The organism is Streptomyces sp. NPDC001568 (assembly GCF_042893755.1).
Taxonomy (GTDB): Bacteria; Actinomycetota; Actinomycetes; order Streptomycetales; family Streptomycetaceae; genus Streptomyces.
Window position 1 is genome coordinate 1 of the sequence record NZ_JBIAVF010000061.1, and the last position, 2,118, is coordinate 2,118.

Annotated in this window: 2 protein-coding genes; one reads left to right on the forward strand and one right to left on the reverse strand. The window is 70.4% G+C overall.

The features are described from left to right. The coding region (locus ACFY0I_RS39955; protein WP_388904753.1) for a DEAD/DEAH box helicase family protein at nucleotides 1–1,248 on the reverse strand (1,248 nt) is incomplete at its 3' end. 426 nt (nucleotides 1,249–1,674) lie between these two features. Here ACFY0I_RS39955 and ACFY0I_RS39960 point away from each other — a divergent pair. Continuing rightward, entirely contained in the window at nucleotides 1,675–1,857 is a 183-nt protein-coding gene (locus ACFY0I_RS39960) for a hypothetical protein (RefSeq protein ID WP_388904754.1), read from the forward strand. Nucleotides 1,858–2,118: the final 261 nt, after the last annotated feature.

A 2,118-nucleotide genomic window follows, 5' to 3' on the forward strand; every position in this document is an offset into this window, starting at 1 on the left:
GAGCGCCACGGAGTCGACGGCCCGGATGTCGACTCCTTCGCCCAGGACCCGACAGTTGGCGAGGACGGCCCGGCCGGCGCGGCGGCCGAAGTCGGCGAGGACGGCGGTCCGGTGCTCCATCTCGTGCTCCCCGCGCAGCCATCCCGTCCACACGCTCTCGGGATGCCGGCCGGGGTCGACGGCGTGCAGCCGGCGGGCCACCCGATCGAGCCCCTCGGCGAAGGCCTGCGCCTCGACCGTCCGGTGATGGAAGGTGATCGTGGTCTTCAGGTCGTGCTCGGCCATGGTCTCCAACAGGGTCGTCTGCACGGCCGCGAGCCGCTCGCCCCGCAGCCGCTCCTCGTGTCGTTCCTCGCTGTAGAGCCGCTCCGGCGTCACCACGGGATCGGTGAGCTCGGCGACGACGATCTGATACCTGGCCAGCAGCCCCCGGGAGATCGCGTCCGCCAGCGACAGCTCATAGACCACCGGCCCGAACACCCGGCTGTCGTCCATCGAGCACGCCATCTCCTGGGGCAGCCGGTCCCACCGGTGCCGGGGCACGTATGTCCGGCCCTCGGCCTCGGCCTCCTCGTGCCGTGCCTCCTCGGCCTGCCGGCGTTCCTCGTCGGCCCGACGCCGCTCCAGTTCCTGAGCCGGGGTCCGGGGCGGACGCTCCATCCAGATCCTGGGGGTGGCGGTCATGTACAGCCGGCGCCGGGCCGGGATGACGGCCTGGCGGTGCACGTCCGCCCACGCCTTCCCCGCCGATCCGGACGTACGGTGCGCCTCGTCCACGACCACCAGGTCGAGGTCCTCCATCGGCAGGCCGTACTCCCCGCCGAACGCCTCGGCGAGCACCCCCAGGGAGGCATAGGTGGCGTAGACGGTGACGGGGCCCCGGCCGTGCCACAGGGCGAGCTGCGCCGCCGACGTCGTCGTCCGCACGCCCAGGCCGTACAACTGGCCGTTGTCGTCCAGGGAACAGGCCGCCACCGCCGGCCCGTCATGCCCGGCCGTCCTCCACTCCCGGGCGGTCTGCGCCAGCAGATCCAGGGTCGGCAGCAGCACCAGGACCCGCCCACCCCGAGCCAGCCGGAGCGCGGCCGCCGCCGCGATGAACGTCTTTCCCGTCCCGCACGCCGCCACCACGGTCGCCCGCAGACCCGCCTTCGGGACCCGCTTCCCCGGCGGGATGTCGAGACCCCGGACAATCGCCTCCACCGCCTCCTCCTGGTGGGGCCGCAAGCTGATACCGGACCTCTGCATTCGCCTTCTCCATCAGTAGAGGAATTCCGGAGCGATTCCCGCCCCGGGGGAGTGGAGGATTTCTCGTGTTGGTACACAACATCCGATTCCAGCGCACCGGGTCGCATGAAATCGAGAGGCGTCCATCCGCCGGTAGGTGGTGCCTGGTTTCTCGGGATGCTACACACCTGCATCCGTAGTTGATGTAGCGTCGACTCTACCGCGTCGACGCGTGAGCCGGGGGAGGATCCCCCGATCCGGTCCGCTCGTTCAGGGGAGTCCACCGGCCGTCGGTTGACCGATGCCGACAAAAGAAATGAGCCCCCTCCGCGTACAGCTGGCTGGCCCGATTGCGATCCGGTTTCGGCCTGTATCGCCGTTTACTCCCGGGGGACGATCGGGGGAGGTTGAGCGGAGTGAACCGTACGTGGGCAAGCCAAGGGGGACATGATGAGCGCCGAGTCGAAGCGTGAGTTCATTGGCTACATTCGGATCGCCGGCCAACCGAAAATCGAATTGCGGTTGATGGCTTCATCGCCGCTCGAAGCCCGAGCACTCGTCATAGAGCAGTACGGGGAGGGGCACGAGATGTCATTGTGGAACGAGGAAGACGCCAGCCGCCCCAGGTGACCCGCTCCCTGCTGCCAGGGTGGGGGAGCGGAGCGAACCCACCCCAACGGGCCGTAGGCCCGGACCCCGTGAAACGGGGTCACCTCGGCCGGCGCAGCCGGGCGTTCGGGACAGGGCGGAGCGCGGGCCCGAACCGGTCCGCAGCGCAGCGTAGGACGCCGGCCCGAAGGGCCGGTCAAGGCCCGGCGCAGCCGGGCCCGTCGAGCGCAGCGAGGCGGTTCGCTTCCTGTGCGCGCAGCGCACAGGGTCCCGCTCCGCGGG